Consider the following 26,312-nt stretch of genomic DNA (forward strand, 5'->3'; position numbering starts at 1 on the left):
TATCAGCCCTCCGCAGCAACAAGATGACCACGCGCTTTCAGCCACCCTTCGCAACACGCCTTGGCCAGAGCCCGCACGCGACCAATGTAGGCCGCCCGTTCTGTTACAGAAATGACCCCGCGCGCATCCAGAAGGTTAAAGCGGTGGGATGCCTTGATGCACTGGTCATAGGCCGGCAACGGCAACCCGGCAGCCAACAGGGACTGACACTCTTTTTCAGCGTCACGGAAGTGATTCAACAGCATGGTGGTATCGGCATACTCAAAGTTGTGGGCTGAATATTCGACCTCGGCTTGGTGAAAAATGTCACCGTAGGTTACGCCAGCCCCATTGAAATCCAAGTCATAGACGTTCTCGACCCCCTGGATGTACATCGCCAAGCGCTCCAGACCATACGTAATCTCGGCCGGAACTGGGTTGCACTCGAAGCCGCCAACCTGCTGGAAGTAGGTAAACTGGGTCACCTCCATCCCGTCACACCACACTTCCCACCCCAAGCCCCAAGCCCCGAGCGTCGGGCTTTCCCAGTCATCCTCGACAAACCGGATGTCATGTTTCATAGGATCAATGCCCAGCGCCCGGAGAGAGTCTAGGTAAAGCTCCTGAATGTTGTCCGGGGACGGCTTCATGATGACCTGAAACTGATAGTAATGCTGCAGGCGGTTGGGGTTCTCGCCATAGCGCCCATCCGTCGGACGGCGGGAAGGCTGAACATATGCGGCATTCCAAGGGTCTGGACCCAGAGCCCTCAAGGTTGTTGCGGGGTGAAAAGTCCCCGCACCCACCTCCATGTCATAGGGCTGAAGAATTGCGCAGCCGTGACCGGCCCAGAATTGCTGGAGGGTAAGAACAAGCTGCTGGAAACTGGGAGATTTGGACAAAGGGCCTAGTGCGGGCATACGACAAGGTTCCGGGGAGGTACAATACCACAGGGTTGAAAGGAACCTGAAAACTACCCGCCCCGACACATACGGTCAAACCCCTTTTGAAACGGATGCCATTCGCGCTTTCACACGTACTACGACAAGGCCATAGCCGTATCCACAGAAAGAGCGTCACGCAAAACAGCCTGCGCCGCATCCGTAAAGTCCCCGGTAGCATTGTGCAGGACAATCCCGGGCAAAAGACGCATCGGCGAACCGTACCCCTTGCGGGCACGAACCAATACCCTCTTTGCCTCCTGACCAACGCGGGGCCATAGGGGAATGATCTCCACCCCACCGGCACGCCCCTGCAAGGTTGCCAGCATTTCCCCCAGACGATCCATACGATGCACAACGACCAGCCACCCACCTAGCTTCAGGCAGCGCAGACAAAATATCATCCAGTCCCGAAGGGGCACATTCTCCATGTGGGCATGCGCGCGCCCTGGATCGGAAGGAAAAGTACCCTGCCCGTGATACGGAGGATTGGAAATCACAACATCGAACGAAGATCCCGGAACGGGCGCAGGCCTGCTACGCAAATCGGCACACAGGACATTGCAGCGGTCCTCATACCCGTTAACAAGAACCGACTGTCGCGCCAGATCGGCATGGGACGGGACAAGCTCGACACCACACAGAGAATCAACCGGCAGACGCGCCAACAAACACAAGGCCGCCGCCCCGGTTCCCATTCCTACATCCAGAACTTTCCCGCAGCCGAACCCCGGAACAGCCGCAGCCAGAAAGACAGGATCCAGCGCGACACGATAACCCTCCAACGGCTGAAGAAGGCGCACACGCCCCCCCAGCAACTTATTCTCTTCCACCATTGCCTTCATCATTCTGGTTACAGTTTTTATATCCTAGCAAAGCGACTGGAAACCATCACCAGCATCAGACCGCACAAAAGCATTTATGACCACAGGGGCATTGTTCCTTGACCGCAACAGCGCCGAAATCCTATGCTCCGGCGCACACTGTAACTCCTCCAGACTATTCAGGATTGGCCGTGACCAACCCACCAAACGCCGAAACAATAGCCTGTCCGCAGACGGCAGATACCAACGCCTTGGATGTGCTGGGCGATCTTGTTGCCGATGACATGAAACGCGTCAACGAGACAATTGTCCAGCGCATGCAAAGCCCGGTTGCCCTCATACCCCAGTTAGCGGGTCATCTTGTTGCGGCCGGAGGCAAGCGTCTGCGCCCTATGCTGACCTTGGCAAGCGCGCGCCTGTGCGGCTATGAGGATGGAGAAGACCACATTCGCCTGGCAACTTGTGTAGAGTTCATCCACACAGCCACGCTGCTGCATGATGACGTGGTGGATGAGAGCGTCCTCCGTCGTGGCCAAGCCAGCGCCAACGCCCTTTTTGGTAACAAGCCCAGCGTTCTGGTCGGGGACTTTCTGTTCTCAAGGGCCTTCGAGCTGATGGTCGAAGTTGGCAACCTGCCCGTCTTGGGCATCCTGTCCCGCGCCTCTGCCGTCATTGCCGAAGGCGAAGTGCAGCAGTTGATCACCACCAATGACATTGATACAAGAGAGGAGTCTTATCTGGAGGTCATCAGCGGCAAGACCGCAGAATTGTTTGCAGCCGCATGCAAGGTTGGCGCCGAGGTTGCCGGACGCACACATGCCGAGGCCAATGCTCTCTACGCATACGGTATGGCCTTAGGGCTGGCCTTCCAGATCGTGGACGATTGCCTTGATTATTCCGCCAACCAGGAACGCCTAGGGAAAACTATTGGCGACGACTTCCGTGAAGGAAAGATTACCCTGCCAGTTATCCTAGCCCTACAACAGGCCAACCGTGACGAACGTGCATTCTGGAGCCGAACACTCGGGGAACTACAGCAGAATGAAGGGGACTTGGAGCAGGCCATGGCATTGATGAAACGCCACGGCGCCTTGGAAGCAACCGCGCAACGGGCACGTGAATACGGCGAGCAGGCAAAGGAAGCCCTGAAGATTTTCCCGCCCTCCCCCATGCATCAGGCTCTCCGCGATATTGTTGGCTTTTGCATCAGCCGGGCCTGGTAAAGGGAAATCTGCAACATGCGAACAATGAGACCTTGCTGCACCATTCCAGTAAGGTTATAAGCACCTTCCTTCGCGCCCTCAGGGATGCATGGATATCGGAGTGTAGCTCAGCCTGGTAGAGCACTGTCTTCGGGAGGCAGGGGCCGGAGGTTCGAATCCTCTCACTCCGACCATTTTAGAAGCGCCGCCTTCAAGCGGTGCTTTTTTTGCAGAATAAGGGACATGCTCCCAGATAATTGTTCTTGCCAGGGAAATTCAGGAACGTTATAAGCACACGCCTTGGCGCTGCAATGTAACGGAGTGTAGCTCAGCCTGGTAGAGCACTGTCTTCGGGAGGCAGGGGCCGGAGGTTCGAATCCTCTCACTCCGACCAGATTACGGCCCCAAGCAGGGGGAAATCAGTGACTTTCCATCAAGCTTTCTAATACGAGTGACCCAAACAAGGGACGCGTATTGTTTACCCTGTTGACGGAACTGCCGTATCACCTCATATCCTTCACACCACATCTGTTTGGAAAACGGCGCAAACGCGCCAGACAAGGACGATATCATGTCAGATCATCCGATTTTCAAGGACATCCAGCGCGACATCGACGAGAACGCCGTCGTTCTGTTCATGAAAGGGTCCCCAAACTTTCCGCAGTGCGGTTTTTCCGCTGCTGTCGTTCAGGTTCTCAGTCACTTCGGCGTTGATTTCAAAGGTATCAATGTTCTGGACAGCGACGAACTTCGCCAAGGCATCAAGGAATTCAGCAACTGGCCGACCATCCCCCAGCTGTACATCAAGGGGGAATTCATCGGCGGCTGTGATATCGTGCGCGAAATGGCAACAAACGGCGAGCTTGTTAAGTTGCTCCAAGACAAGGGAATACCCGTCAGCTCCTGATGCATACCGAACCGGGCTGCCAGCAACATCAGCGGCGCCCGGCTTCTTTGTGATCTCCTGCACATAAAAAAAGCCACCCTGATGGGTGGCTTTTTCGTATCCAGCTTCTCGAACGCCTTAGCGGCTGTAGAATTCGACCACCAGATTGGGTTCCATTTGCACCGGGTAAGGAACATCAGCAAGCTTCGGCGTACGAACAAACGTACCCTTCAGCGCCTTGGCGTCCACTTCCATGTACTCAGGAACATCACGCTCGGACGAAGCGACCGCTTCCATGACCAAGGCCATTTCACGGGACTTTTCACGAACGGACACAACATCACCCTCACGGACCATATAGGACTGGATGTTGACCCGACGGCCATTCACGCGCACATGGCCGTGGTTGATAAACTGGCGTGACGCAAACACGGTCGGCACAAACTTCATACGGTACACAACGGCATCGAGACGACGCTCAAGAAGACCGATCAGGTTCTCGGAGGTATCGCCCTTGCGACGCACGGCTTCAGCGTAATACTTGCGGAACTGCTTCTCGCTGATATTACCGTAGTAGCCCTTCAGCTTCTGCTTAGCCATCAGCTGAGTGCCATAATCCGAGGGCTTCTTGCGGCGCTGACCATGCTGACCCGGACCATACTCACGCTTGTTGATCGGAGACTTGGCGCGGCCCCAGAGGTTAACGCCAAGGCGGCGGTCTATCTTGTACTTTGCGGAATGACGCTTCGACATAACAGGTCGTTGCCCTTTTAAAATCTATACGTTGTTGTCCCGATAGTCCGGCCCCGGATACACAGGAAACGGGCGGCGGGGCAAGGCATCCAAACCAAAAGCCATGCCCACATTCTCGGAAATGGAGGATGGCATTATCGCGATAGGTACCGCGATGTCAAATGATGAATCAGCCACAAGACTGGTTCCGAGCTGATCTAAACAGCTTCCAATATACGCCCCCCACAAAAACACCACCCCCAATTACGTTGGCGAGCGTCACAATACCAAGATTCTTCAGGGCGCTAACCGCATCAATATGGGGGCGGCTGTCCACAGCTAATTTTCCAATATCCATCCAGAAGGAATCAGGAGCTCCATACTCGATCATCAACCCCATGGGAATAAAGTACATATTGGCAACGCAGTGCTCTCCCCCTGCGGCAACAAAGCCGGCGATAGGCAACACAATCACTATAATCTTGTCAGCTACTGTACGACCGGCATTGGCCATCCAGACAGCCATACACACCATGATATTGCACAGAATGCCTAGAAAGAAAGCTTGGCTGGCTGGCAGAGACGCCTTCGCAGATGCAATATAAAGAGCGTTTGCGCCAACAACGCCATGCCCCTGCATGTACTGTCCACCAAGGAAGATCAGACCGGCAAAGGCCACGGCACCAACAAAGTTGGAACACCACACCACTGCCCATGAACGTACCATATGCCCAAAACTCAGACGCCCGCTGGCAACAGGCATACTTATCAAGCAATCACTGGTAAATAACTGACCACCCCCCAGCATAACCAAGGAAAGCCCGACTGTGAAACAGAAGCCTCCCAGCATTTTGGTAACCCCGTAGGGCAAGGCTGAATGCGGATCACCCGACATGACGACCGTAGCGAAAAGCGCACCAACCCCGATAAAAATACCCGCTAGGACTCCTTGAATCATTTTTCCCGACAGACTGTTCACAGCTTTCTTGTATGCAAGATCCTCGTTGTACTGGGCAAGCTGGTCCGGGGGTAAGACATCAGGCGTCGAGCGGTGCGAGGACAAAGGCACACAAGGGGTCTGCTCATTGACAGCTGTGGGACTGACAGCCTGAACGGCGTGGTTCATGGAATACTCTCCGTAGAATACTCAAAAAGAGGGGTACAGCATGGAATGCTATACCCGGATTATTTTTGGGCATATTAATCCGGGCGGCGGGAAAGGAAACCTGCAGAACAAGCAATGCCCCCATGCACCAAGCCGTGACCAGACGGACAACGGCTTGACACCCCGCTATGAGGACAAACCGGGGAAATGGTACTCTTTCACCTCTATGCAGGCAGAACCGGGCGGCAGGGTACTTCCATGACACAGACAGCAGACTGCTACGGCGTTCACTGGACCGATGGTATTGCTTGGCTGCACCAAGGCGGCGAACCGACAACCCTGGCCGACAAACCGGCACAACAAGTACAGGGCATTGCCCGCGAAGACCGCTGTAATCACGCGATTCCAATCCACGCCACATCAGCCGCACAGCCACACAGGGAAATGCTGTCCACCGTCTGGAAAGACCTGATGTTTCAGGCCATGCTCCCTGTTCCCAAAACAGGCCCCGGGATCTGGTATTTTGATGTGGAGCTTCTCTACCCGACGCTGCTGTGCAAGCTTTCAAGCCCTGTCTTTGCGCCAATACGGGCCATGGCCAACATGACGCTGGAGCAAATTATCGACGCGATGGGCCAGAGCAACGTCCAACCGCTGCTTCTGACCGGGGTACGAGATCGTCATGCACAGCTGGTTGAACGCCTTGTGGCAGCAGCCCCGGCCCTGCCCCGCACCCTGATCCTGATCGGCAAGGCCGAGATGCCGCTTTCCCACTCGTTCAGCATGCTGCCCGATCTTCCCCTGCAAAACCTGATCCTGCCACCATGGGAACAGCTTGGCGCCAATATCCTGCGCGACTACATGCTCGGCCGCCTGACCAGCGAGGGTGGCGCCGGCTATGGCGCCTCAGAAAGCAGCAGCGCCGCAACCTGACCCTATTCAGGCTCTGCGTCACCTGCCCCGGAATGAAAATCCGGTGGAGTGTTGCTTCCGTTGCTGTTGCGAGGTGGACGATCGGGACGACGCCCCCAGCGCAGCTCCCGCACGATACCGTGCAGAGTACGCACTTCCTGCGAACTCAGGCCATTGCGGGAAAAGATAGAACGAATATTCCGCACCATGCCCGGGCGCTTCTCAGGAACGCGTAAAAAGCCGCTGGCATCAAGCTCCCGCTCCAGATGCTGGTAAAGACCCGACAGTTCCTCTTGTGTTGCCAAGGGAGACTGCCGTTCAGGGGGGCGCTCGGACGGGGTTTCATCAAGGCCCGTAAACCATTCATACCCGACAAGCAAAACTGCCTGGGCCAAGTTCAGGGAACAAAACCACGGATTCAGGGGTATTTCCATGACGGCAGACGCCAGTGCAACATCATCGTTCTCCAGCCCTGTCCGTTCCCGGCCAAACAAAATACCGGCTGGCTGCAATGGCTGGGCTGCCAATGCCAGACGCATCTCAGCCCCGGCCTGACGCGGCGTTACAAGACGCTTCATCATGTCACGCCGCCGCGCTGTCGTTGCATAAACATGCACAAGATCAGCCACGGCATCTTCGGTCGAATCATAGATACGGGCCTGCTCCAGAACCGCATCGGCACCAGAAGACGCCGCCCGGGCCCGTTCCGTCAAATGATCAGGCCGAGGACGCACCAGACGCAAATCCCCTAGGCCACAATTCCCCATGGCGCGGGCACAGGTCCCAATATTTTCCCCAAGCTGGGGCTCCACCAGGATAATGGCCGGCGTCACCCCCCGAGCAGCCGTTACATCCTTTGGCAACAAGGCCCTTCCGCGTTCCCGCCATCCAGCCTCGGCCGGAATATCACTCATGGTCGATCATTCCTCGTTGCTCCAATAATTCCGGTATCAATGGCAAAACATCATGCCGGGACTGCCCGGGCACAAAAGCGGGGTCATAGACCAGCTCCGCCACTATGCGACCGGCAGGAAGAAATCCAAGCCCGTCAGGACGACTGCGGAATACATCAGATGCCGTGCGGGCATCAATCCCAAATCCCAAGGCCTTGGCCAAACCATGCCCCAGACATGTGGCACGCGCGGAACGCCCCACATCATCACGAACAAGCAGAACGACATTGCTCAAGGCAGGCCCTTCTGCACCCAACACGGTACAGCCACGGCGACGATCGGCGAGTTCAGCCGCATGGGTACGTGGGATCACATTCTGAAACGCCAGATCGGCCAAGGCTTGCTCTGGAAGAACCAGGATACGCAGGGAGGCATCGGATGGATCTTCCAGAAGGTGACGAGAATTCTCCGTGGCAGGCAAATCAACCAAGGAAAGAGACAGGCCACGAACGCTGTTCCACGCTGTAACATACTCCCGCAACGCCATAGTCCAAGGACGCTCGTCATCATCACGCTCAAGGGGCTGGCCTTTTACACCCACAGTGACCGGGGCTGTCCAGCGCCGAAGCACAGGCCCCTGCCCCGCCGGGCCCTGCTCCCCAAATCCGGAAAAGGCAACGGAATCGAAAAGCCTCACAACCTGTTCCGGCTGCGGTGCCCCCTGATGACGACCACCTAAAGCCGAGAACCAGGCAAGGGCAAACATCCCGAGGATCAACCCCGCCGTCAGGAACGCAACATTCCGGAACATGATATAGCCAGGAGAATGCATTTATAAGTACCACCTGTCTGCCGCCATGATTGCCACCGCTGCAAGGTGAAGCAAAGACACTGCCGCATTCAAGACTTCTGTGAGAAGACCAAGACAGAATTCCCCTTGCGGGGTCAATCTTTGATGGTAAAAGATTTCAATGCTCACGTATTTATTCACCAGATCACAGCAAGGCACGATCTTTTTATGACCCTCATTCCATGGCTTTTTCTGTTTGCCGGTGCGGCGTTGCTATGGCTTCCCAACCGCTTCCGCACGCTGTCATATACCGTGCTGATCGCAGGCTATGGTGCAGCAGCCCTAAACGGGCACCTTGACTTCCCGGCTCTGGTTCCTGTCCTTCTTCTGGGACTCAGTGCCGTATTGATTCAACGGGAACGCTGGATCCGGACCGCCGGCTTTGCCCTGTTTACACTCACAGCAACGGTCCTTGCCCTTCACAAGGCTCCGGGATTCGAGAACCTTGAAGTCATCACGGCTGATGTGCTGTCAGAGGGAGCCGCCCCGGCAAGCCTGTGGCTGAACCTCGACAAACCACTGGTCGGATTCTGGCTCATGCTGTTCCTTCCCTGGTGCCTTGCCGAACCCCATACAAAACATCCCGTGATACAGACAGCTTTGGTCTTGGCTGGAACGGTATCTGTATGCCTGGGCCTCGGCTTTATCACCGACAGTATAACCTGGGCACCCAAATGGCCTGAATGGGGATGGCTGTGGGCACTGAACAATCTTCTTCTGGTTTCAATGGCCGAGGAGGCTTTCTTCAGAGGCTTTGTACAGGGAGGGATGGAACGCCTCTGGGGCCACAAACGGTACGGAAAAACACTGGCTCTGGTTCTTGCCGCGCTCTTGTTCGGGCTTGCCTACCACCGCGGTGGAATGGCCTGGATCAGCTTGGCAACTGTCGCCGGCATTGGCTATGGCCTGGCATGGCGTGCGGGGGGATTACGGTCTGCTGTGGCCACTCACTTTGGCCTGAACCTCATCCACTTTAGCTTGTTTACCTATCCCATCCTAGCGAGTGCCACCTGAAACCTAGTCGAAAAGAGGGCGGGCCTGCAAGCCCGCCAGCCTGTTTCGTGCCTACCTTGATCAGGATGTCATTTGCGTTTCCATAACCTCACGCAAGGGACACCCCCGGTCCATTGCCTCAGCCACCCAGGCACCAACGCGGTGATGGGCATCACGGAAGGGAACGCCTTGTCGTACCAAGTCCTCAAGAATGCGGGTTGCATCCAGATAGCCTGACTCTGCCGCACGACACATGGCATCCGTCCTGAAGATAAGGGACTCCAGAAGGGCCGGCATGATCCCAAGACATGCAACCAAGGTATCAACGGTATCAAACAAACCTTCCTTGTCTTCCTGCATATCCTTGTTGTAACTCAACGGCAGAGCCTTCATCACCGTCAGCATACTCATAAGGTTCCCGAACACCCGCCCGCTCTTTCCACGAACAAGCTCGAAAACATCGGGGTTTTTCTTGTTGGGCATCAAGGATGATCCGGTAGAAAAAGCGTCATCCAGAACAACAAAACCGAACTCGGTGCTGGCCCATACAATCATGTCTTCGGCAAGCCGTGACAGATGCATCATCACGAGAGCAGCCACGCCATGAAACTCGATGATGTAGTCGCGGTCGCTGACGGCATCAATCGTGTTTTCAATAACGCCATCAAAGCCAAGCTCGGATGCAACAAAGGAACGGTCCAGAGGCAAGGTACTGCCCGCCAAGGCCCCTGCTCCAAGGGGGCACTGGTTCATCCGACTTTTCCAATCCTTCAACCGCCCGATATCACGCCCGAACATAGCTGCCCACGCGCCGAAGCATCGCCCCAACGGAACAGGCTGGGCCTGCTGCAGGTGCGTATACCCCGGCATGGCATCATTGATGTGACGCTCCTCAAGCTTCAACAAGGTTGCATGTACGGCCTGTAGATACCCTTGTACCTTTTGTCCGGCATCACGGGCATACAGACGCAAATCCAGCGCAACCTGATCATTCCGGCTCCGCCCGGTATGCAGCTTCTTACCGGTATCACCAATCTTTTCGATCAGGCGCTGCTCGACGAACATGTGAATGTCTTCAGCCGTGGATTCAGACGGGATTCCCCCCTGCTCCAGTTCCCCAAGGATCTCAGCCAGACCTGCATCTATGTCGTCAGCATCCTGCGGCGTAATCAGACCTTGCCGGGCCAGCATGCGCGCATGAACTCGGCTACCTTCGATATCAAACCGATACAGGCGGCAGTCAAATGGCAGGGATGCATTGAAACGGGCAACACTCGGGTCCATCGGCTTGCGGAAACGCCCACCCCAGACTGCGTTGGTCATGCCGGAACCTCCTCCTGCGTTCTAGACTGCCGGTGCACCATGCCGTACACCTTGGCCGGCAAGGAGAAAAGGTTGATGAACCCCTGCGCATCGGCTTGGTTATACAGGCTGTCTTCCTCGAACGTAGCCAAGTCCGCATTATAAAGACTGCAGGGAGATTTCAAGCCCGCATACTGAACATTCCCCTTGTACAGGCGCACAGTAACGGTCCCGGTCACGTTCTTCTGGGTTTCATTGAAAAAAGCATCCAGTGCCTCCCGACTTTGGGAGAACCATTGTCCTTCGTATACCAGATCAGCATAGGCAGGCTTCATGGACTGCTTCAACCGCAGCATGGCCCGGTCAAGACAGGCTGTTTCCAGGATATGATGAGCCTTGTACAGAACGGCAGCAGCAGGCGATTCGTAAATGCCCCTTACCTTCATGCCAACCAGGCGGCTTTCAATAATGTCGGCGACCCCGATACCATGCCGGCCCGCACGCGCGTTCAAGGCAGAAAGAAGGGATACGGGATCCATGGGAACGCTATCCAGGGCAACCGGTACCCCCTGCACAAACTCAAGAGAAAGAAACTCTGCATCAGCAGACGCTTTCTCCAGCACCTCGGTCATCAGCAACACGTCATCAGGCTGTCCTGTATCCAGCCTTTCTAGACATCCCCCTTCATGGGACACAAACCAGATGTTCCGGTCACGGGAATAGGGCGACGACGGGCTGACCGGGACCTCAACACCATGTGTCTGGGCATAGCGAATGGCATCCTGGCGTGATGTGATAGACCAGCTCCTCCAAGGGGCAATAACCTTGATGTCCGGCGCCAGCGCATTAATGGTGTACTCAAACCGAACCTGGTCATTCCCCTTCCCGGTCGCGCCATGCACAATGGCTGATGCACCGGTGGAACGGGCCACCTCGACCAACTTTTGCGCAATCAAGGGGCGGGAAATGGTCCCCAAGACATACTGCTCCTCGTACAAAGCACCCGCCTTGACAAGAGGCCATACATAATCCGTTACGAATGCCTTGCGAACATCCACCACAACAGCATGATAAGCCCCTGTCCGCAACGCCTTGTCACGGATGGCCTGCAAGTCTTCCCCCTGCCCCAGATCGACGGTAACAGCGGTAATCTCGGCATTCGGATAATGCTCCTTCAGCCACGGAATCATGACAGAGGTATCAAGGCCACCCGAATAGGCCAGAACGATTTTGTCCGGATTGTCTTTCATTCTTCCTGTTCCTGATAAAAAGACTCCAGATACCCAACGGGGTCATCCAGATCAGAGATAAGGGTATCCACGGCGATCCTGCCGTTTCTCAGAAGCACGACGCGGTCGGCAACACGGGCCAGAAAGTCTAGGTCGTGGGATGCAATAACCATGGTCACGCCCATATCCCGGACAGAGCCCAGCAGCTCCGCCACACCGGATGTCGAAGCCACATCAAGACCGGACGTCGGCTCGTCGCACAGCACAATATCCGGCTCCATCATCAAGGTACGGGCCAAGGCAACCCTTTGCTTCTGGCCACCAGATAAGTGCCGTGGATACGCGGCAATCCTGGACGTCAGCCCTAAGTGTTCCAGCAGAACGGAGGCACGCTCAGAACACGCAGCCCCCTTGCCCCGTAATCGTGGTGCATAGAGAACATTGTCCAGAACCGTCATATGCGGAAAAAGCTGGAAGTCCTGAAACATGAAGCCTGTCCGGCCATTGCAGTGAATGATACCGGAATCCGGCTTCTCCAGCTTCTGGAGAAGCCGGAGCAGGGTTGATTTCCCGCTGCCCGATGGGCCTGCCAATCCGATAATGCTACCTTTCTCAATGTCCAGATCCAGCCGATCCAGGATCACTGTACTCCCGAAGGATTTCGATACGGTCTCAAGCCTGAGCATAAAAGCCTCTCTTCTCGACCTTGCGGCCGAAATGCTCGATCAAGAGGACCAGAAGGTAGTAATAGGCACCCGCAATACACAGTGGCAGGAAGTAGGTGAAACGCTCTGCTCCCAAAATCTGGGCCATCCGCATGATATCCAAGCCACTGATCGTACCAATCAGTGCCGTTTCCTTGAGCAAGGCAATCACCTCGTTAACCATGGCCGGAAAAACATTACGCAGAACCTGAGGGAGAATAATATCCTTCCACATGTAGAAATTTGGTATTTCTAGGGTGCGAGAGGCCTCAAACTGCCCGGGAGGTAAACTCTCGATACCCGAGCGCAGAATTTCGGCAATGTAAGCGGATGCATTCAGACCAAAGGTCAGTATTCCGGCTGCCAGTACGCTGAACTTGATCCCAAGGACACCCGGAAGAGCAAAATAGACAAAGGCAAGCTGCAGGATAAGCGGTGTGCCCCGGAGAACAGAAACCCACCGGTCAATCACGGCAACCCCGAAACCCCTGTACCTCAGTATGCTGATCACAACGGCTAGGGAAAAACCCAGCAACAGCCCCCCTGCCAAAAGCTGCAGAGTCAGGGCAACACCCTTGCCGATAAAAAGGACATGGGACATCAGCTCTTCCATGCTGAATCCCCAAGCCACTTTTGTTTCAGCTGCGCAAGCTCGCCGCTTTCCTCCAGTTCGGTCAGCGCTTGGTCAACCAGCGCATGAAGTGGCGATCCCTTGGGGAAGGCAATGCCATAGCCCGTATCAGAGTAACTGATCACCGAAGAACCCAGAACCGGGTTTCTGGCAGAAAATTCAACCGCCTGGATACTGTCAATCAAAACCAGATCAACATGCCCGGCCTTCAAAGCTTCTATTGCTTGGTTATTGTTGTCCATCGCCATGATGTTCGCACTAGGCACATGCTCTCTCAGCCAGATCTCCATAGTCGAGCCCAGCTGACAAGCGATCGTCTTATTATTTAAGTCATCAATAGAAGAAACAGGATCTTGTAGCGGATAAACAACCGACAAGCTTTCCGTATAATAGCCTTTCGAGAAGTCGAAACTCTTCTTGCGCTCCTCTGTAATACTGATGGTCGAGATCGCCGCATCGACGGTCCCGCTTTGAAGTGCGGCCAGAACCGTGCTGAACTGCATATCCTCAAAGACCGCGGTCTTACCCAGCTTTGCAGCAATAGCGCGGGCCAGATCGATATCAAAACCTTTTACCTCATCACCCTCCCTGTATTCAAAAGGTGGATATTCTGCCGAGGTTGCAAAACGTATTACTTCAGTATGATTCTCTTCAGAGCAAGCTGATAGAAGAGACAAAGCGACAAAAACAGCAGACAGCACCTTGTTCACAACGAAGCCTCATTCATTTTATATTCATATTTTGACTATAAGAGCGCATCTATTGCAGCGTCAAGGGCAATCCGGCTATAGTCTCAAAAATATGAATATAAAGTCACACGAGGAGCGTGAAATGACGCATGAACCCGCCCTTGATGGGCATATTTTGAATATTATCCAGAGCCATGCCATCTATGAACAAAGTGAAATTCAGGAGATTCTGGAGAGAAGAGGCTACAAGATTCCGCAAGCCACACTGTCCAGGCGGCTTAAAAAGCTAAATATCGCGAAGGTATCGGGGCAGTACAAAAGCCTTGAGGTTTTTCAGGGAACCCTTCCCGTCATCAAGGGCATACAGGTCTCGGCCCTTGGGCTTATTATCCTGCATACACACCCAGGACAAGCCAACAGCATTGCCTATGCCCTTGATCAGAAGTACGTACAATCCTCATCACAAAAGGACAGCGATCACGCGGGAATCCTAGGGACCATTGCCGGCGATGACACCATTCTGATCATTATCGAGAGTAAATCAGCCTTGGAAGTGGCACTGGACCATCTGTGCGCTGACTTTCCTTACCTTGATCGCCCGACCATCCCCCAAACATAAGAAAGGGTCATCAGACCCTGTTCACTCTTCATCAATCCCCACCGATACGACCAATCGCACGTGCCAGCACAATATAAAGACGCCCCATATCGGAACTGGTGAAGACAGCCGTCAGCACATCACCACGATCATTGCTTCTTGCTCCCTTCAGAAGAGACTCAAACTCGGTGACATAACGGGATGCATATTGACGAAACTCGCGGTTTTCGGAGTATAGCTTTTTGATGGCCTGAACCTGTGAACGCGTAATCGTGCGGGCAGCATGGTGGAGGAAGACGTTTTGCTCGCCCTTGTAAAAGCGCTTCCACAGATCTTCCTCCACCGATGGCGTAAACAGCCGTGTAATGTCTACCGCCGTAGCCTGAAGACGCTCAATCACATACGATGTTTCGGTCAGGAAGCGCTGCACATCAACATCTTGACGCACAACCATCAACTCGCTGGCGCGCTCCTTGGCTTCCTCGGCCGCAGCAGCCAGCGCACTGGCGCGTCGCGCAAACTCATCACCGGCCCGACTTGCTTTTTCGGTCACCGTGGCGCTGATCCGGGCAACAATATCACCACTCTCCCCCAGTGAGCGGGTGACACCCTGCAACCGGTCTGCCGCTTCATCTGTTGCACGGCTCAAGGCATCAACCTGCGCCCGTAACGTACCCCCGGCTCCGTTCAGGGTCTCCATCGTCGTACGGGCAGAGACAGCAAAATCGTTTGCCCCGCTGGTCAGGCGAACACCAGCCGTTTCCACTCTTTCGACACCGCCATCTATGGTGGCCTCAAAACTGGCCAAAGCTGCAGCCAAGGCACCACGGACGGCATCAGCACGCAACAGGGCCCCATCTGCCGTCTCGCCAAACCGGCGGGTTTCAGCAGACAAGTCAGCAGCAAGCGTGCGAATGGTTACAATTGTAGCATTTGCAGCCTCGCCAATTCGGGCAGCTTCATCGCCAAATGCCTGCCCGGCAGCAGCAAGGGCACTGACCCCGCTTGCCATACCATCGGTCGCAGCCCGGACACGGCTGACAGCATGATCAGACTCAGCTGCAACGGCACGCGTCGCCTCCTGGATCTCCCGCGAGGCATCTATGGCCGCGCCACCACTTTGCTTCATGGCTTCGGTCACAGTCTCGATCTCGACAACCGAACGCGCCGTTGTCCGGGTAATATCAACAGCACTGCGACTGAGAAGATCAGCCAAGTGGCGAATCCGTTCTGTTGCCCGGTCTGTTGCCTGCGATACCACCTGCCCCTGCTCGTCACAGGCCACGCCCGTATTGCGGACCTCTTCTCCCATACGACGGGCAGCATCCTCCAACCCCTTGGCCTGATTATGCAAAAGGCGGCGCACACCTTCTGCATGAGCTGCCGTATCACGAATGGCCGCCGCAGCGGCGTGGGCCCCCTCTAGGGCATCCGTTGTCACATCGCGGAATGCATTGAAGTCGCCAATCGCCGTAGCTGCTGCCGCATCAAGTTCCTGAGCAGCGGCATGTGCACTGCGGGTAATGTCCTGCTGGCGATTGTGCAAGACATCCGCCCTGCGGTCCACGCCATCACCCAGCTCATTCATCTGCTGTATGACAACAGCGGTGGCATCAGCCAAGGAACGCGCCCGCTCCGTCATGGTCAGGATAACGTTGTCAATTGCCTCCGCCCGCTTGGTCAGGCCGTGCGTTGCCTTAGCTGCGCCAACCATCAGGGTGGTTGCCGCGTGATTGAAGGTATCTGCAGACACCTTTGCAGAAGCCAGTAACGCATCCTGACGCGTTACCAGATCATCAACAACCCGGTTGCGCTCCGCCAGATCTGTACCAAGAACTGCCAACTGCTCACACTGACGCCCCAGTGACGCTGCCAATCCCTCCGCCGAGGTGTCGGCCTGGCGGGCAGCTTCGGTCAAACTCGCGTAGTGATGTGACAGGGAGGAGTCCAGAGTGGCCGTAACGTCCCGGACTTTCTCCACAAGCTCTGAAACCTGACGGACCTGACTGGCTGCGCGCTCAAGCGCCGGGGTTGTTCGGGTATCAACGTCCTGGATCATATGCGCCAGCTCGCGCGTTTCGCGCCCCAAGATATCGCGCAGGGCAGAAGCCTGGCTTGCCGCGGCATAGGTTGCTTCCGACAACTCTATGGCCTGCGCCCGTAAAGCACCGGCCACCGTCGCAACCTGGTTCTTCGCATGGTCTGCCGGGTACGTCAGCAAAGCCAATTGGGCACGCAGAACCTGTGCCTCGCGGTGGATCTGTGCACCACGCCGGAAGAAAGCGACCATAAGCCACAAAAACATCAAAGGCAGAACATAAACAGCCGACAAGGCCGCTACCTCAATTGGCGGCAAACGTCCCAGATCCGGAACGGGACCGAAAACACCACTGCCCCACCAAGCCCCAACCGATGTCCACACCAGACTGACCAAGGTTGCAAACCGTATGGCAAACGGGGATTCCGGCTCATCGGGCACCAAAGCAGACGCGGCAGACAATTCAGAAGCAGAACCTGTATCGAGAAAGAGAGCCGGACGAACAGACGTGGGTGCATCCACACTGGCACCAACGAACTGCGCACCTGCTTTACCCGCGCCACCCATATTCTGCCCGGAAGAAGGAGCACTAGGATGCGGAGCCTGAAGCTTGAAGCGCACGATCTGCGGCTTGACCGGATCAACACAGATCTCCCCTGCCTCACGCTCGTCCGATTGCACATTATCGGTCATGACACCTCCTGCCCGCTCCGCTCCGGGTATCTGTATCTCATGCCCTGAAACAGAAACGCTACTACAGTCAGGCAAAATTGTTGCCGGATCAATATAATCTGCGCAGTATCGTGTTTCCGAGACAATTCAACAAGAGTCACGCCGTGCTGCCTACGCCGGTTTCTGCGCCCCGAACACGGATGCCTATTCTGGGGTGCCCCCTGTCACTTTTCTCTCCGCATCAGGCCTCAAGGCAGATTGTGCTCTGGGCACAAGGCAACCCGGAACGCCCTGCTCTTGTCCTGTTCAGAGATGTGCATAGCCTACTTGCGGGGCGGGATATACAGGACATACGCCAACTGGAACACTTGGCCGATCTAGTCCTGCCTGACGGCATGCCCTTAGTCTGGATCGCCCGCACACGGGGATATTCCTCAGCCCGGCGCGCCTATGGGCCGGATATCATGCACATTCTGTGCTCTCTCAGAACACAGAGCCCGCTCAGACATGCTTTTCTGGGTGGAGCACCGGGTGTTGCGGAAAAACTTGCCACATCCTTCCCGAACCTGTCTGTTGCCGGCATGCTGGCACCCAATATTACGGATGGGTCACGCTTGGATTTGGGGCTGGTCCAAAGGCTGAATGCCATGAACGCAGACCTGTTGTGGGTTGGCCTAGGAACGCCAAAACAAGATTTATGGATTGCGACCCATCACCCTTACCTAAATGCGAAGGTAATTCTGGGGGTTGGCGCCGCATTCAATTTTCTGGCTGGCACAGTACGCCAAGCACCGCGCTTTTTGCACCCACTGGGGCTAGAATGGCTGTGGCGGATGGCCATGGAACCAAGACGCCTGATACCCCGCTATGTCAAAACCATACCGCGGTTCAGCTGGCTGGTCTTTCGGGAACTCTGTTCAATACAGCGCCGATAAACCTCCAGCAACGGATCTATACTGGTGAACAAGGATCGCGCACGTCGATACCCCTCAGCCCCAACTGCCAGATAATCAATCAAGGCCCTCTGAATTGCCGTTGTCAGAGCATCTGGGTCCCCGGGCGGAACGAGGAAACCTGTAGGGCCAAGAACCTCGGGCAGCCCCCCGACAGCCGAGGCAACAACAGCTGCACCGGCCGCCATGCCTTCTAGTGCCGTACGCCCGAAAGGCTCTGGCCAGAGGGAGGGAACCACAACAACCTGTGCCTTCTCTATTGCACGATAGATGTCGGCAACCGGTACATGCCCATAGACCTTGATCCGGTCACAAGCCCGAGCCTGCGCTTCCATCGGCCCTGTCCCATAGATACTGACAGGAACAGAGGGATCAAGTGCCCGAACAGCCTGAAGAAAAACACCAACACCCTTCTCGGGTGACAAGCGCCCTGCATACACAACTCCGCTGCGCTGTGCGGGGGGACAGGGAACCAGATCCGGCACACTATTCGGTACAACAACAGCTTTGCTGCGATCAAGGACCGGGGCCAGAATATCGCACAAAAAAGCCGAGGGCGTAACAAAAGCAGAAATCTGGTCCCAAGTCTTGCGCTGCCAACGCACCATGTACGCAGACAACAAAGTCTGCATTCGGCTGTTGCGCCAGCAACCATGATAAATCCCCGGAAGAGGAGAACCACGACACGCCACACACAAGCCCTCGCCCCGCCACAATGTTGCAGATGGACACAGCAGACGGGCATTACGCAGATGCTGGACAACGGGAATTCCACGATAAAAAGCAGCATGGTGTACGGCTGTTGTCGCTGCCGGAAAGAAATTCTGGACGTGTAACAGATCAAATGAACCGTGCTCCAGCATACGGGCGACACGATGCCCCCATACGCCGGGCCACACCGTTCCGCCACGCCCTAGGGCGGGTGCAATCATCTGCGTAACCTGCACACCGGCAGAACGTAAACGTGCAGCCTCAAGCTCAACCGAAACATCTTCGCCTCCCGCAAGGCGATAGCGGGCATGAAACATCAAAACGCGCATGGCGACACCGTACCCTGGAGCTGTGCATGCAAAACCGGCAACAGAGACTTCATGACCATGCGGGGCAAGAGCTGCGACAAACAGGCATGATCACCGCGCCAACAAACTCTTGCCGGTGCACCAGGCAAACCACAGGGCTGACACTTTGGCCCAAGACGCAGGACAGGAACGCCAGGGGGATCCCAAGCCCATGCCGTCGGGCCGGCAATCCCTATAACCGGTACACCCAGCGCAGCGGCCAGATGCAGCGGGCCACTATGCACACTAACCACAGCACGGGCACCGGCTATCCCGGCCAGAAAGTCACCAAAGGAACGTCTATCCTCAACACCTCGACGGACAAGCCAAGGGAATCCCGTCGCAGCTTCCAGATACGGAGCAAGCCGATGCATGACATCCCATTCCTGCAAGGACGTTGCAGCTCGTACATGAAGCTCTCCGTAGGCAGAGGCACCTTCCACGCGCCCGGGCAAACGGACCGAATGCATAACAGGGCACACGCCCCCCATGAAACGGGCTAGGTCGTACAGCATATCGTAAACAGGACGGTGCGGATCAAATGGCAGGCGATGTGTCAGCAGGCATTCTCCCCGGCTGATGCCAGAAGAAAACCCGACACGGCATGGAGAAACGCATGCCGCAACACCATGAACTGCCGCCGTTTCATCATACGACAACAATGCTTTATCCTGACGCCCAACCTGCTTCACCAGTTCGGGAACGTAACGCAAGCCTGCTACACCAGACAGGGAAGCCCGTGGCACAGTAACAACACGCACACCATCCAATACCGGATTCAGGACAGTTGCTCCAATAGGCGATAACAAGACGGTTATATCCAGATCCGGACGATCCTTCTTCAAGGCCAGAAAAACAGGCAACAAGGCCAAGCTGTCCCCTATACCCCCAACCCGGGCAATCAGAACACGGGTCATGTGTGTAACCTGATTCTGGCCAACAAGCGGGCGGCAACGCGATCCGGTGCCCGACGACAAGCCAACCAGCGCCCGACGCGGCCCATACGGCAACAACGATCCGAATTGGCAAGAAGCTGCCGCACGGCACGGGTCATATCGGGAACGGTTTCTGCCACTATCCCTGTTACGCCATTCACAAGCCAACCACCGGCCGCAGCAGAGGGTGTAGCCACCACAGGAACAGCGCAGCACAGGGCTTCCCAACCAACCAAGCCATCGGTTTCATAATCCGAGGGAATCAACACAACCGAAGCCCGCTGGTAAAAAGGAACAACGTCCCGCTGTAATCCGTGAAAAATAACACGATGCCCAACACCGGCACGTTCCGCGAAAGCCATCCAACGCGACACAGGGCCCGCCCCGACAACATCCAGAACCACATCATCCGCCAGCGGAACGATAGCCAGAATGGCCCGGTCAAGACGCTTACGATGCCAAGCTCCACCGACAAAAAGAATGCGTGTTGATTCCTTGGGAGGAGGTATTGCGGGAACAAAGCAATACGGATCCGATGCATTCGGCACAACGTGCATCCTGTCCGGAGATATGCCGTGCTTCCGGACCAGATCGCGGGCAAGGGATGTGGACACAGGAAACAGAAAGACAGCACGGGACGGGTGAAGAACAAAACGCTCCAGCATCATGGCGATCCAGTGGCGCCATCGCTCGTGATAATAGCGGGCACATCCGGCAAGCCCAACAACGGCAGCAAGACGTGGATACCAGCTTGATGACAGAAAATGGACCAGAGCGGCGTCTCCTCCCCCATACAGGGGACTGTCGAGCAGGACATAGTCCATTCCCTGCCGCAACCAGCGACGGGCCATCCACCAGACAAGCAAGAAAGTCAGAAATCGTAAGGATCCATGCCAGACCGGAAGAGTGGGTAACCGGATCAGGCGTATTCCCGGCGGCAGGGTGGCCTTGTCGGCAACAGCCGTGACAACCGTCAGGCGTACGGCTGGATGTGACGCCAAAGCCTGCACCAAGCGCCAGACAGCAACATCTTGCCCTGATCCAAAGGGGCGCAGGGATTGCGTAACCAACATCAGACGCATGGCATAACCGTGCAGCGCCGGTTGACCGCCAAGCCCAGCGCACTCCAGAACAAGGCTGCCAACACAACAGATTTACCCCCCAGGAAGACAGATGCCAGCATCAGTGACCAGGCAAAAGACACCATGCCCTGCCCCAAGGCATCACGCTTCTCACCACGACTGGCTGATAGCAGGGTGGCCATCACCAGAGCCAGAAGGGCAATTCCTCCGTCTTCGACAAGATCCATGGCCCGGCTGTGATGGTAGACCTCTCCCGCATGCGGACTCTGTTCCGGGGCAAACTTGGTCATGGCAGAACCGCTGGCTCCAAACCCATACCCGACAAGGAGGACCCCCGGGTTATGAAGCACCTGATCAAGCCAAGCCACCTGCGCGTGCCAACGTTGCAGATAGGTCCCCGTAACAAAGACCCGCCCCACAGGGCTGTGGGTATGTTCCCACCGAAGGGCAACAGCCTGTATGGCTTCAAGGCCAGGAACGCATACCATCCCGATCAGCAGCAGAACCAAAATGCGAACCAAGATAGACCGCAGCTGCACCAGAACACTGCCCAACATGGCCCCGGCCAGAACAACCCACGTAAAACGCACCATCGTCAGGACCGTACCTGCCGCACATAAAGCCGCCAACCCTGTGCGGACCAGAATCTCGACCACTCCACCAGGTCGGGGACGACATAAAACCCAGGAAAACGCCATGAAGACACCCATGTCCGTTCCGTTGCCAAAAAAAGCATACGGGCGTAACCAGCCGGCCTCCAGATTGCCCAAGCCATGAGCGCCCGTCACACCAAGGGCACCACCACGGGCCAGAACAGAACGCCCGGACTCAATCCAGGCCAGATCCAGCATACTTGGCCCATCCACCATCTGAACGCCCCCCCAAACAAGCCCCGCAATGACCAGAAACAGAGGCAATCCATAACGTGTCCCGGCTTCCGCTCCACACTGCCGGACCAGAAAATAGAAAACCAGGCAGCCATACTCTTCTTTCCAGTGTGCAAAACGCACCATCCATGGAACACGGGAGTCCAGCAGAGCAAGCCCCAAGGTCAAGGCAAGAAGAGCAAAGACCAGATAATCAGTTACACAATCTGCGGGGATAGACCTGCCATTCACCGTTCCCAGAAAGAACACAAGAAAAACAAAAGTATCGGCTACTATGATCAGGATGTACCAAGCCAGCTCGCTCTGCCCCAGCCACGGGTCAAGAAACAGAAGGCGACGCAAGCCATAATTGATGGCCAATCCTGTCAACGCTGCACTGAAGCGGTGCCCTTCACCGCAAGCCGCATACAATAACAGGGTACTGTACACCAAGCCGATCAGCAGGACTATTGCTGCGGCCATGCCAATACCACTGCATTCGTCGCGTATGACAACGCCAAAAGGCCCAAGAGAGCCGCAACGCCAGAAGAAGCGCACAGCGGTAAACCAACTATGCAGACGCCACCAGCACACAGCGTTGCCATCAAAACCCGCACATTATCCTGCCTAGCACGCACAAAGATACCCGTAGCCGCAGCCATTGAAACAGCCACCAAGTAGGTACAAGCCAAAACACCCTCTGCCACGCCAACACCGTGGACTGGCAACGGGATACGCGAGTGTCCTGGATCATCCCCAGTAATACAAAGACCGATACACCACAAACAGGAGAATCCAGACAGGGTGCCTCCAAAAACAAGCGCACGCGTCTTGGCCAATCTTTTCTGTTCTTCGCGCACCAGTCGGGCAAGGCGCGGCTGTAGATACCCTCCAAGGAATGCCACGCCTTGTAAGACAGGCATCATCAGAAGCTGAATCCGTCGCCAATCGCCAGCACCTTCCGGCCCGTGAAAAGCCGCAACAGCCAGCACTGGGCCTTGCTGCACCACTAGGGCAACGGGCAAGGCAAGTACCAAGCAAATACCCTTGCGCATATGCCACGCCAACACACTCTTCAGCACACGCACGCGCAAAGGCGAAAAATGGGCCAGACATCCGATGCTCGTTATTGACAGAACAAGGACTATGTTATGCGGCGTAACGTCACCCGACAGAACAAGAGTACAGATGGCCAGTGGACACAATCCAACCCAGATCCACACCTTTGGACCTGTGCAGATGCCAGCCTGCATAAGGCGGCGGTGTAGAAAAACAATCGCCAGACCGGGGGAAAGAAGGAAACCAGAAACTGGTAAGGCAAACCACTGCGCACTTGAAAAGCAAACCATCAAGGTACCCGGCAGGGATGCAGCAAGACCAAACCAACCAAAGATAGCCCGCAACATGCGTCCATGCATGCGACTACACCGCCCGCGCTGGCTGAAGGGATCCAGAAACAAGGCGGTTAAAATCGAGACACCCACCAACATTCCTGACAGCAGCAGGGCAAACCGCCCATGATCTTCTGGAGAAAGAACAGCAACAGCCATGACAGACAGGCCAAAGACAATACAACCACTACAGACATGAAAAAGAATCGACCGCGGAAGAAAGGCCCCATGGCGCAAAAACGCAACGCGCATAACGTGAAATAAATACAGGAAAAATCTTTTGCGAAAGTTCAAACCGGAACGTTCGTGTTTCGTCCATCCATATGAATTCATTGTCTGTTATTCCGGCACACAATTCTTCACCGCCCACCATCAATGTGATAACAGAATGGGCGATTTTCTACCACAGAGATGTAACGTGTGAGCGGTATTCAGGTGACAGGACAACACAGGGATGATGGTGCATTCGATACCATCCTGAGGCTGTTGTGGCGGCGGTGGCGTACTGTTATCTCACCTGCGCTTGTTCTAATGGCAATGACACTTATTGCAGGCGCGGTCATGCCGCGGCATTACACCGCAACATCTGTCATCATGCTAGACCGGGGACAGCCGGAAAACGTAACAGGTGTCGCAGGTGTAAACCCTGCCTTGCCACGCGAGCCTGTCTCCATACTTGGGGAAATAGAGGTTCTGCGTTCTCCGGCACTTATCTCTGCCCTGATAAAGGCTGAAGATCTGGAAAACGACCCAGAATTTGTTCCAGCCCTTGCACTACAAGAATCCACAGCATGGCTAGATGGATTCTTGGCTGCACTGAAACCAGAACCTGATCCCATACCAGCAGGCGCATCTCCTGCACTGCATACCGTACGCAAGGCAATATCTGTCAACCAGATGAACCGCGCCTTGGTTATCGGCATTTCTGTCAGCACGCGAGAACCAGCCAAGTCAGCACGGCTCTCCAATCGCTTGGTCGAGCTGTACCTAGAACATCAACGCCAGGCCAGGACCGAAGCCGTTATGTCAGTATCGAGCTTTCTCAATGATCGTCTGGAAAACCTGCGTCAGGCTGTCAACGAAGCCGACGCCAAAGTCACCGTATTCCGGAGTACACATGGCCTTGGACAGAACGGGGAGATTTCCTTGGCCGCACAGCAGCGCACAGATCTCAACAACCAACTGGTACAGGCCCGTACAACCCGGGTCAGCACGGAAGCAAGACTGGAACGCCTGCGCCTAGCTGCAAATCATGATGATCTGGAAAACATGCCTGATGTCCTTCTGTCTCCCACAGTACAGAACCTGAAAGCGCGAGAGGCAGAGCTTAGCCGCACACTAGCCGATCTCAATGCACGCTATGGAGAGAAACACCCCTATATCCGCGATACTAGGGCACAGCTTGAAGATCTGCGCCGGCGTATAACCAGCGAGGCCATTACCATTCTACGCAGTATGGAAAATGAGGCATCGATTGCCCGCATCCGCGAACGCAGTCTGACAGCAGAGCTCAGGGATCTGGAAAACCAGCGGCAGACAGAAGGCGAAGCCATGATCCAGCTCAGGGAACTGGAACGAGAAGCCGAAACCAGCCGTGCCCTGTACCAAACGTTTATGATGCGTATGAAGGAAACCGGCAGCCAAGCCGGTCTCGACATACCAGATACACGGGTTGTCTCCCGCGCTCCGGTTCCTGATCGCCCCGGCGGCACACCACGCGGTGCGCTGGTTATTGCATCCTTCTTTGTCGGCCTCCTGCCCGGCCTCGTCCTGGCCATCTTGGTCGAACGCCTAGATCGCAAGCTGCGTCACCCACGTGATATCCCCCAGAAGCTTGGCCTTCACCTAGCCGGACTGATGCCCCGCGAAACCGCAGCACCACGCAATACCGTGCCACCAGGTAGCACAGCCGAAGAATTACGAGCCCTGATCGCCCGGGTATGGCCAGCCGGTGATGCCCCTGGACCATCGATACTGGGGGTCACATCGACCCTGCCTGGCGAGGGCAAAACAACGCTGGTATACCGTCTTGGTCAAGTCCTTGCGCGCAGCGGACGCAAGGTTCTGCTTGTTGACGCCGACCTGCGCCGCCCAGCCCTGACGCCGCTGGCAACAGGCAACCCAGTGGATCCGGATCATTCTTCAGCACCAAATCTGATGTCTGTTCTGGCGGGCACACAAACTCCGGAAAGCAGCATTATCTGCTTGCAACAGAACAGCCTGTTCCTTTTACCCGGCGCCATTGCCGGTGCCGCGGCTCCTGACCTTCTCGAAGGACCGGGCTTTATGAGCTTGCTCCGTTATATGCAGGACAATTTTGACATCGTACTTCTTGATGCGCCCCCCGTTATGCCGGTCGCAGATGCACGCGTTATGGCGCGCTTTTGCCAAACCATGCTATTTGCCGTGCGCTGGGAAAGCACACCCGACGACGCGATCCAGCAAGCCTTGGAACTGCTCGATGCCTCCGGTGCCGGTGTCCCTCTCATGGCTGTTATGACCATGATCGACCTGCGTAAACAGGCAACGTATGGCTATGGTGGGTATCGTAAGCATTATTCCGCCTATCAAGAATACTATGCATACTAAGAAGAACCGCCTTCCTGCCATGATCTATGGACTGATACTGCTGCTGGGTTCAACGATCATGACGGTGGAATGGATCCTTGTCCTGCCCGGCTACAGCTTAATGGAGGATCTGTCCCGCAATCATCCTGTATCAAAATCACAGGCACACCTTCTGGCAACTATGCCTGGCCACATCCCCGAGGCAGCGAGACAACGCGCGGCCGGCCTTACCCTGCTTGGACAGTGGGATCAGGCACAACAGCAGCAGGAAAAGTGGCT

The 26,312-nt window shown here is 55.7% G+C and carries 25 protein-coding genes and 2 tRNA genes; 9 read left to right on the top strand and 18 right to left on the bottom strand.

All coding sequences use genetic code 11. The annotated features are described in order from the left end of the window. Window positions 1-2: 2 nt before the first annotated feature. Together AY555_RS09730 and AY555_RS09735 are read right to left on the bottom strand one after the other, a co-directional pair. Window positions 3-881, bottom strand: a complete 879-nt coding sequence (locus AY555_RS09730; protein WP_066136888.1) for a glycine--tRNA ligase subunit alpha — start codon at window positions 879-881, stop codon at window positions 3-5. Between the two features lie 137 nt (window positions 882-1,018). Next, window positions 1,019-1,756 carry a tRNA1(Val) (adenine(37)-N6)-methyltransferase gene (locus AY555_RS09735; RefSeq protein WP_245176923.1) on the bottom strand — a complete coding sequence of 246 codons (738 nt, stop codon included), beginning with the start codon at window positions 1,754-1,756 and terminating at the stop codon, window positions 1,019-1,021. Between the two features lie 179 nt (window positions 1,757-1,935). Between AY555_RS09735 and AY555_RS09740 the strand changes: the two genes are divergently transcribed. From AY555_RS09740 to grxD, 4 genes are all read left to right on the top strand, one after another. Continuing rightward, on the top strand, window positions 1,936-2,967 hold the full coding sequence (locus tag AY555_RS09740) for a polyprenyl synthetase family protein (protein ID WP_456071316.1): 1,032 nt from the start codon (window positions 1,936-1,938) through the stop codon (window positions 2,965-2,967). A gap of 96 nt (window positions 2,968-3,063) precedes the next feature. Then, a tRNA-Pro gene (locus AY555_RS09745) sits at window positions 3,064-3,140 on the top strand. Between the two features lie 123 nt (window positions 3,141-3,263). Further along, window positions 3,264-3,340 (top strand) — tRNA-Pro (locus AY555_RS09750). A 177-nt stretch (window positions 3,341-3,517) separates the two neighbouring features. Further along, window positions 3,518-3,853, top strand: coding sequence for a Grx4 family monothiol glutaredoxin (grxD, locus tag AY555_RS11620; RefSeq protein ID WP_082811996.1), 336 nt, complete (start codon window positions 3,518-3,520; stop codon window positions 3,851-3,853). 117 nt (window positions 3,854-3,970) lie between these two features. Here grxD and rpsD read toward each other — a convergent pair whose 3' ends face one another. From rpsD to AY555_RS09765, 3 genes are read right to left on the bottom strand one after another with little or no spacing between them, the layout of a single operon-like run. Next, entirely contained in the window at window positions 3,971-4,585 is a 615-nt protein-coding gene (gene rpsD / locus AY555_RS09760) for a 30S ribosomal protein S4 (RefSeq protein ID WP_066136178.1), read from the bottom strand. 24 nt (window positions 4,586-4,609) lie between these two features. Then, complete coding sequence (locus AY555_RS11965) at window positions 4,610-4,762, bottom strand: hypothetical protein (protein WP_167798406.1); 153 nt, start codon at window positions 4,760-4,762, stop codon at window positions 4,610-4,612. Beyond that, window positions 4,755-5,690 (bottom strand): formate/nitrite transporter family protein, encoded by a 936-nt coding sequence (locus AY555_RS09765; RefSeq protein ID WP_082811998.1) that lies wholly within the window; start codon window positions 5,688-5,690, stop codon window positions 4,755-4,757. Before AY555_RS09765 ends, AY555_RS11965 begins: the two co-directional genes overlap by 8 nt. A gap of 237 nt (window positions 5,691-5,927) precedes the next feature. Here AY555_RS09765 and AY555_RS09775 point away from each other — a divergent pair, with 237 nt between their 5' ends. After that, entirely contained in the window at window positions 5,928-6,602 is a 675-nt protein-coding gene (locus AY555_RS09775; RefSeq protein WP_066136182.1) for a hypothetical protein, read from the top strand. Window positions 6,603-6,604: 2 nt separating this feature from the next. Here the strand turns inward: AY555_RS09775 and AY555_RS09780 are convergent, their stop codons facing one another. Both AY555_RS09780 and AY555_RS09785 read right to left on the bottom strand, forming a co-directional pair. Further along, the gene (locus AY555_RS09780) at window positions 6,605-7,495 is read right to left on the bottom strand and encodes an RNA methyltransferase (RefSeq protein ID WP_066136185.1); all 891 of its coding nucleotides are present in this window, start codon (window positions 7,493-7,495) and stop codon (window positions 6,605-6,607) included. After that, on the bottom strand, window positions 7,488-8,306 hold the full coding sequence (locus tag AY555_RS09785; RefSeq protein ID WP_066136191.1) for a DUF2927 domain-containing protein: 819 nt from the start codon (window positions 8,304-8,306) through the stop codon (window positions 7,488-7,490). The genes AY555_RS09780 and AY555_RS09785 overlap by 8 nt, the downstream gene beginning before the upstream one ends. A gap of 186 nt (window positions 8,307-8,492) precedes the next feature. On the opposite strand from AY555_RS09785, the gene AY555_RS12155 reads away from it, so the two are divergent. Further along, entirely contained in the window at window positions 8,493-9,338 is an 846-nt protein-coding gene (locus AY555_RS12155; protein WP_167798405.1) for a CPBP family glutamic-type intramembrane protease, read from the top strand. A 60-nt stretch (window positions 9,339-9,398) separates the two neighbouring features. Here the strand turns inward: AY555_RS12155 and argH are convergent, their stop codons facing one another. The 5 genes from argH to AY555_RS09815 are packed head-to-tail and all read right to left on the bottom strand — an operon-like array spanning window position 9,399 to window position 13,893. Continuing rightward, complete coding sequence (gene argH, locus AY555_RS09795; RefSeq protein WP_066136193.1) at window positions 9,399-10,640, bottom strand: argininosuccinate lyase; 1,242 nt, start codon at window positions 10,638-10,640, stop codon at window positions 9,399-9,401. Next, window positions 10,637-11,869: an argininosuccinate synthase gene (locus tag AY555_RS09800; protein ID WP_066136196.1), complete on the bottom strand. Its 1,233-nt coding sequence runs from the start codon at window positions 11,867-11,869 to the stop codon at window positions 10,637-10,639. The genes argH and AY555_RS09800 overlap by 4 nt, the downstream gene beginning before the upstream one ends. After that, window positions 11,866-12,534, bottom strand: a complete 669-nt coding sequence (locus AY555_RS09805) for an amino acid ABC transporter ATP-binding protein (RefSeq protein WP_066136198.1) — start codon at window positions 12,532-12,534, stop codon at window positions 11,866-11,868. Before AY555_RS09805 ends, AY555_RS09800 begins: the two co-directional genes overlap by 4 nt. Then, the gene (locus tag AY555_RS09810; protein WP_209315751.1) at window positions 12,521-13,153 is read right to left on the bottom strand and encodes an amino acid ABC transporter permease; all 633 of its coding nucleotides are present in this window, start codon (window positions 13,151-13,153) and stop codon (window positions 12,521-12,523) included. Before AY555_RS09810 ends, AY555_RS09805 begins: the two co-directional genes overlap by 14 nt. Then, window positions 13,153-13,893, bottom strand: a complete 741-nt coding sequence (locus tag AY555_RS09815) for a transporter substrate-binding domain-containing protein (protein WP_066136202.1) — start codon at window positions 13,891-13,893, stop codon at window positions 13,153-13,155. The genes AY555_RS09810 and AY555_RS09815 overlap by 1 nt, the downstream gene beginning before the upstream one ends. Window positions 13,894-14,014: 121 nt before the next feature. Here AY555_RS09815 and AY555_RS09820 point away from each other — a divergent pair, with 121 nt between their 5' ends. After that, a complete protein-coding gene (locus tag AY555_RS09820; protein WP_066136205.1) occupies window positions 14,015-14,491 on the top strand; it encodes an arginine repressor in 477 nt (158 codons plus the stop codon). A 31-nt stretch (window positions 14,492-14,522) separates the two neighbouring features. Here the strand turns inward: AY555_RS09820 and AY555_RS09825 are convergent, their stop codons facing one another. After that, complete coding sequence (locus AY555_RS09825; protein ID WP_066136207.1) at window positions 14,523-17,201, bottom strand: coiled-coil domain-containing protein; 2,679 nt, start codon at window positions 17,199-17,201, stop codon at window positions 14,523-14,525. A gap of 143 nt (window positions 17,202-17,344) precedes the next feature. Between AY555_RS09825 and AY555_RS11625 the strand changes: the two genes are divergently transcribed. Continuing rightward, window positions 17,345-18,115 carry a WecB/TagA/CpsF family glycosyltransferase gene (locus tag AY555_RS11625; protein ID WP_082812000.1) on the top strand — a complete coding sequence of 257 codons (771 nt, stop codon included), beginning with the start codon at window positions 17,345-17,347 and terminating at the stop codon, window positions 18,113-18,115. On the opposite strand, the gene AY555_RS09830 is transcribed toward AY555_RS11625, so the two are convergent. The 5 genes from AY555_RS09830 to AY555_RS09850 are packed head-to-tail and all read right to left on the bottom strand — an operon-like array spanning window position 18,046 to window position 23,717. Next, window positions 18,046-19,173 (bottom strand): glycosyltransferase family 4 protein, encoded by a 1,128-nt coding sequence (locus AY555_RS09830; RefSeq protein ID WP_066136209.1) that lies wholly within the window; start codon window positions 19,171-19,173, stop codon window positions 18,046-18,048. The genes AY555_RS11625 and AY555_RS09830 overlap by 70 nt on opposite strands. After that, on the bottom strand, window positions 19,161-20,108 hold the full coding sequence (locus AY555_RS09835) for a glycosyltransferase family 9 protein (protein WP_066136211.1): 948 nt from the start codon (window positions 20,106-20,108) through the stop codon (window positions 19,161-19,163). The genes AY555_RS09830 and AY555_RS09835 overlap by 13 nt, the downstream gene beginning before the upstream one ends. Beyond that, on the bottom strand, window positions 20,105-21,208 hold the full coding sequence (locus AY555_RS09840) for a glycosyltransferase family 4 protein (RefSeq protein ID WP_066136214.1): 1,104 nt from the start codon (window positions 21,206-21,208) through the stop codon (window positions 20,105-20,107). The genes AY555_RS09835 and AY555_RS09840 overlap by 4 nt, the downstream gene beginning before the upstream one ends. Further along, window positions 21,199-22,557: a hypothetical protein gene (locus AY555_RS09845; RefSeq protein ID WP_066136216.1), complete on the bottom strand. Its 1,359-nt coding sequence runs from the start codon at window positions 22,555-22,557 to the stop codon at window positions 21,199-21,201. Before AY555_RS09845 ends, AY555_RS09840 begins: the two co-directional genes overlap by 10 nt. Then, complete coding sequence (locus AY555_RS09850) at window positions 22,542-23,717, bottom strand: hypothetical protein (RefSeq protein WP_156483360.1); 1,176 nt, start codon at window positions 23,715-23,717, stop codon at window positions 22,542-22,544. The genes AY555_RS09845 and AY555_RS09850 overlap by 16 nt, the downstream gene beginning before the upstream one ends. A 168-nt stretch (window positions 23,718-23,885) precedes the next feature. Here AY555_RS09850 and AY555_RS09855 point away from each other — a divergent pair, with 168 nt between their 5' ends. After that, on the top strand, window positions 23,886-26,054 hold the full coding sequence (locus tag AY555_RS09855) for a GumC family protein (RefSeq protein ID WP_066136221.1): 2,169 nt from the start codon (window positions 23,886-23,888) through the stop codon (window positions 26,052-26,054). Window positions 26,055-26,312 lie beyond the last annotated feature (258 nt).

This window comes from Haematospirillum jordaniae, from assembly GCF_001611975.1.
In the GTDB taxonomy this organism is placed as follows: Bacteria; Pseudomonadota; Alphaproteobacteria; order Rhodospirillales; family Rhodospirillaceae; genus Haematospirillum; species Haematospirillum jordaniae.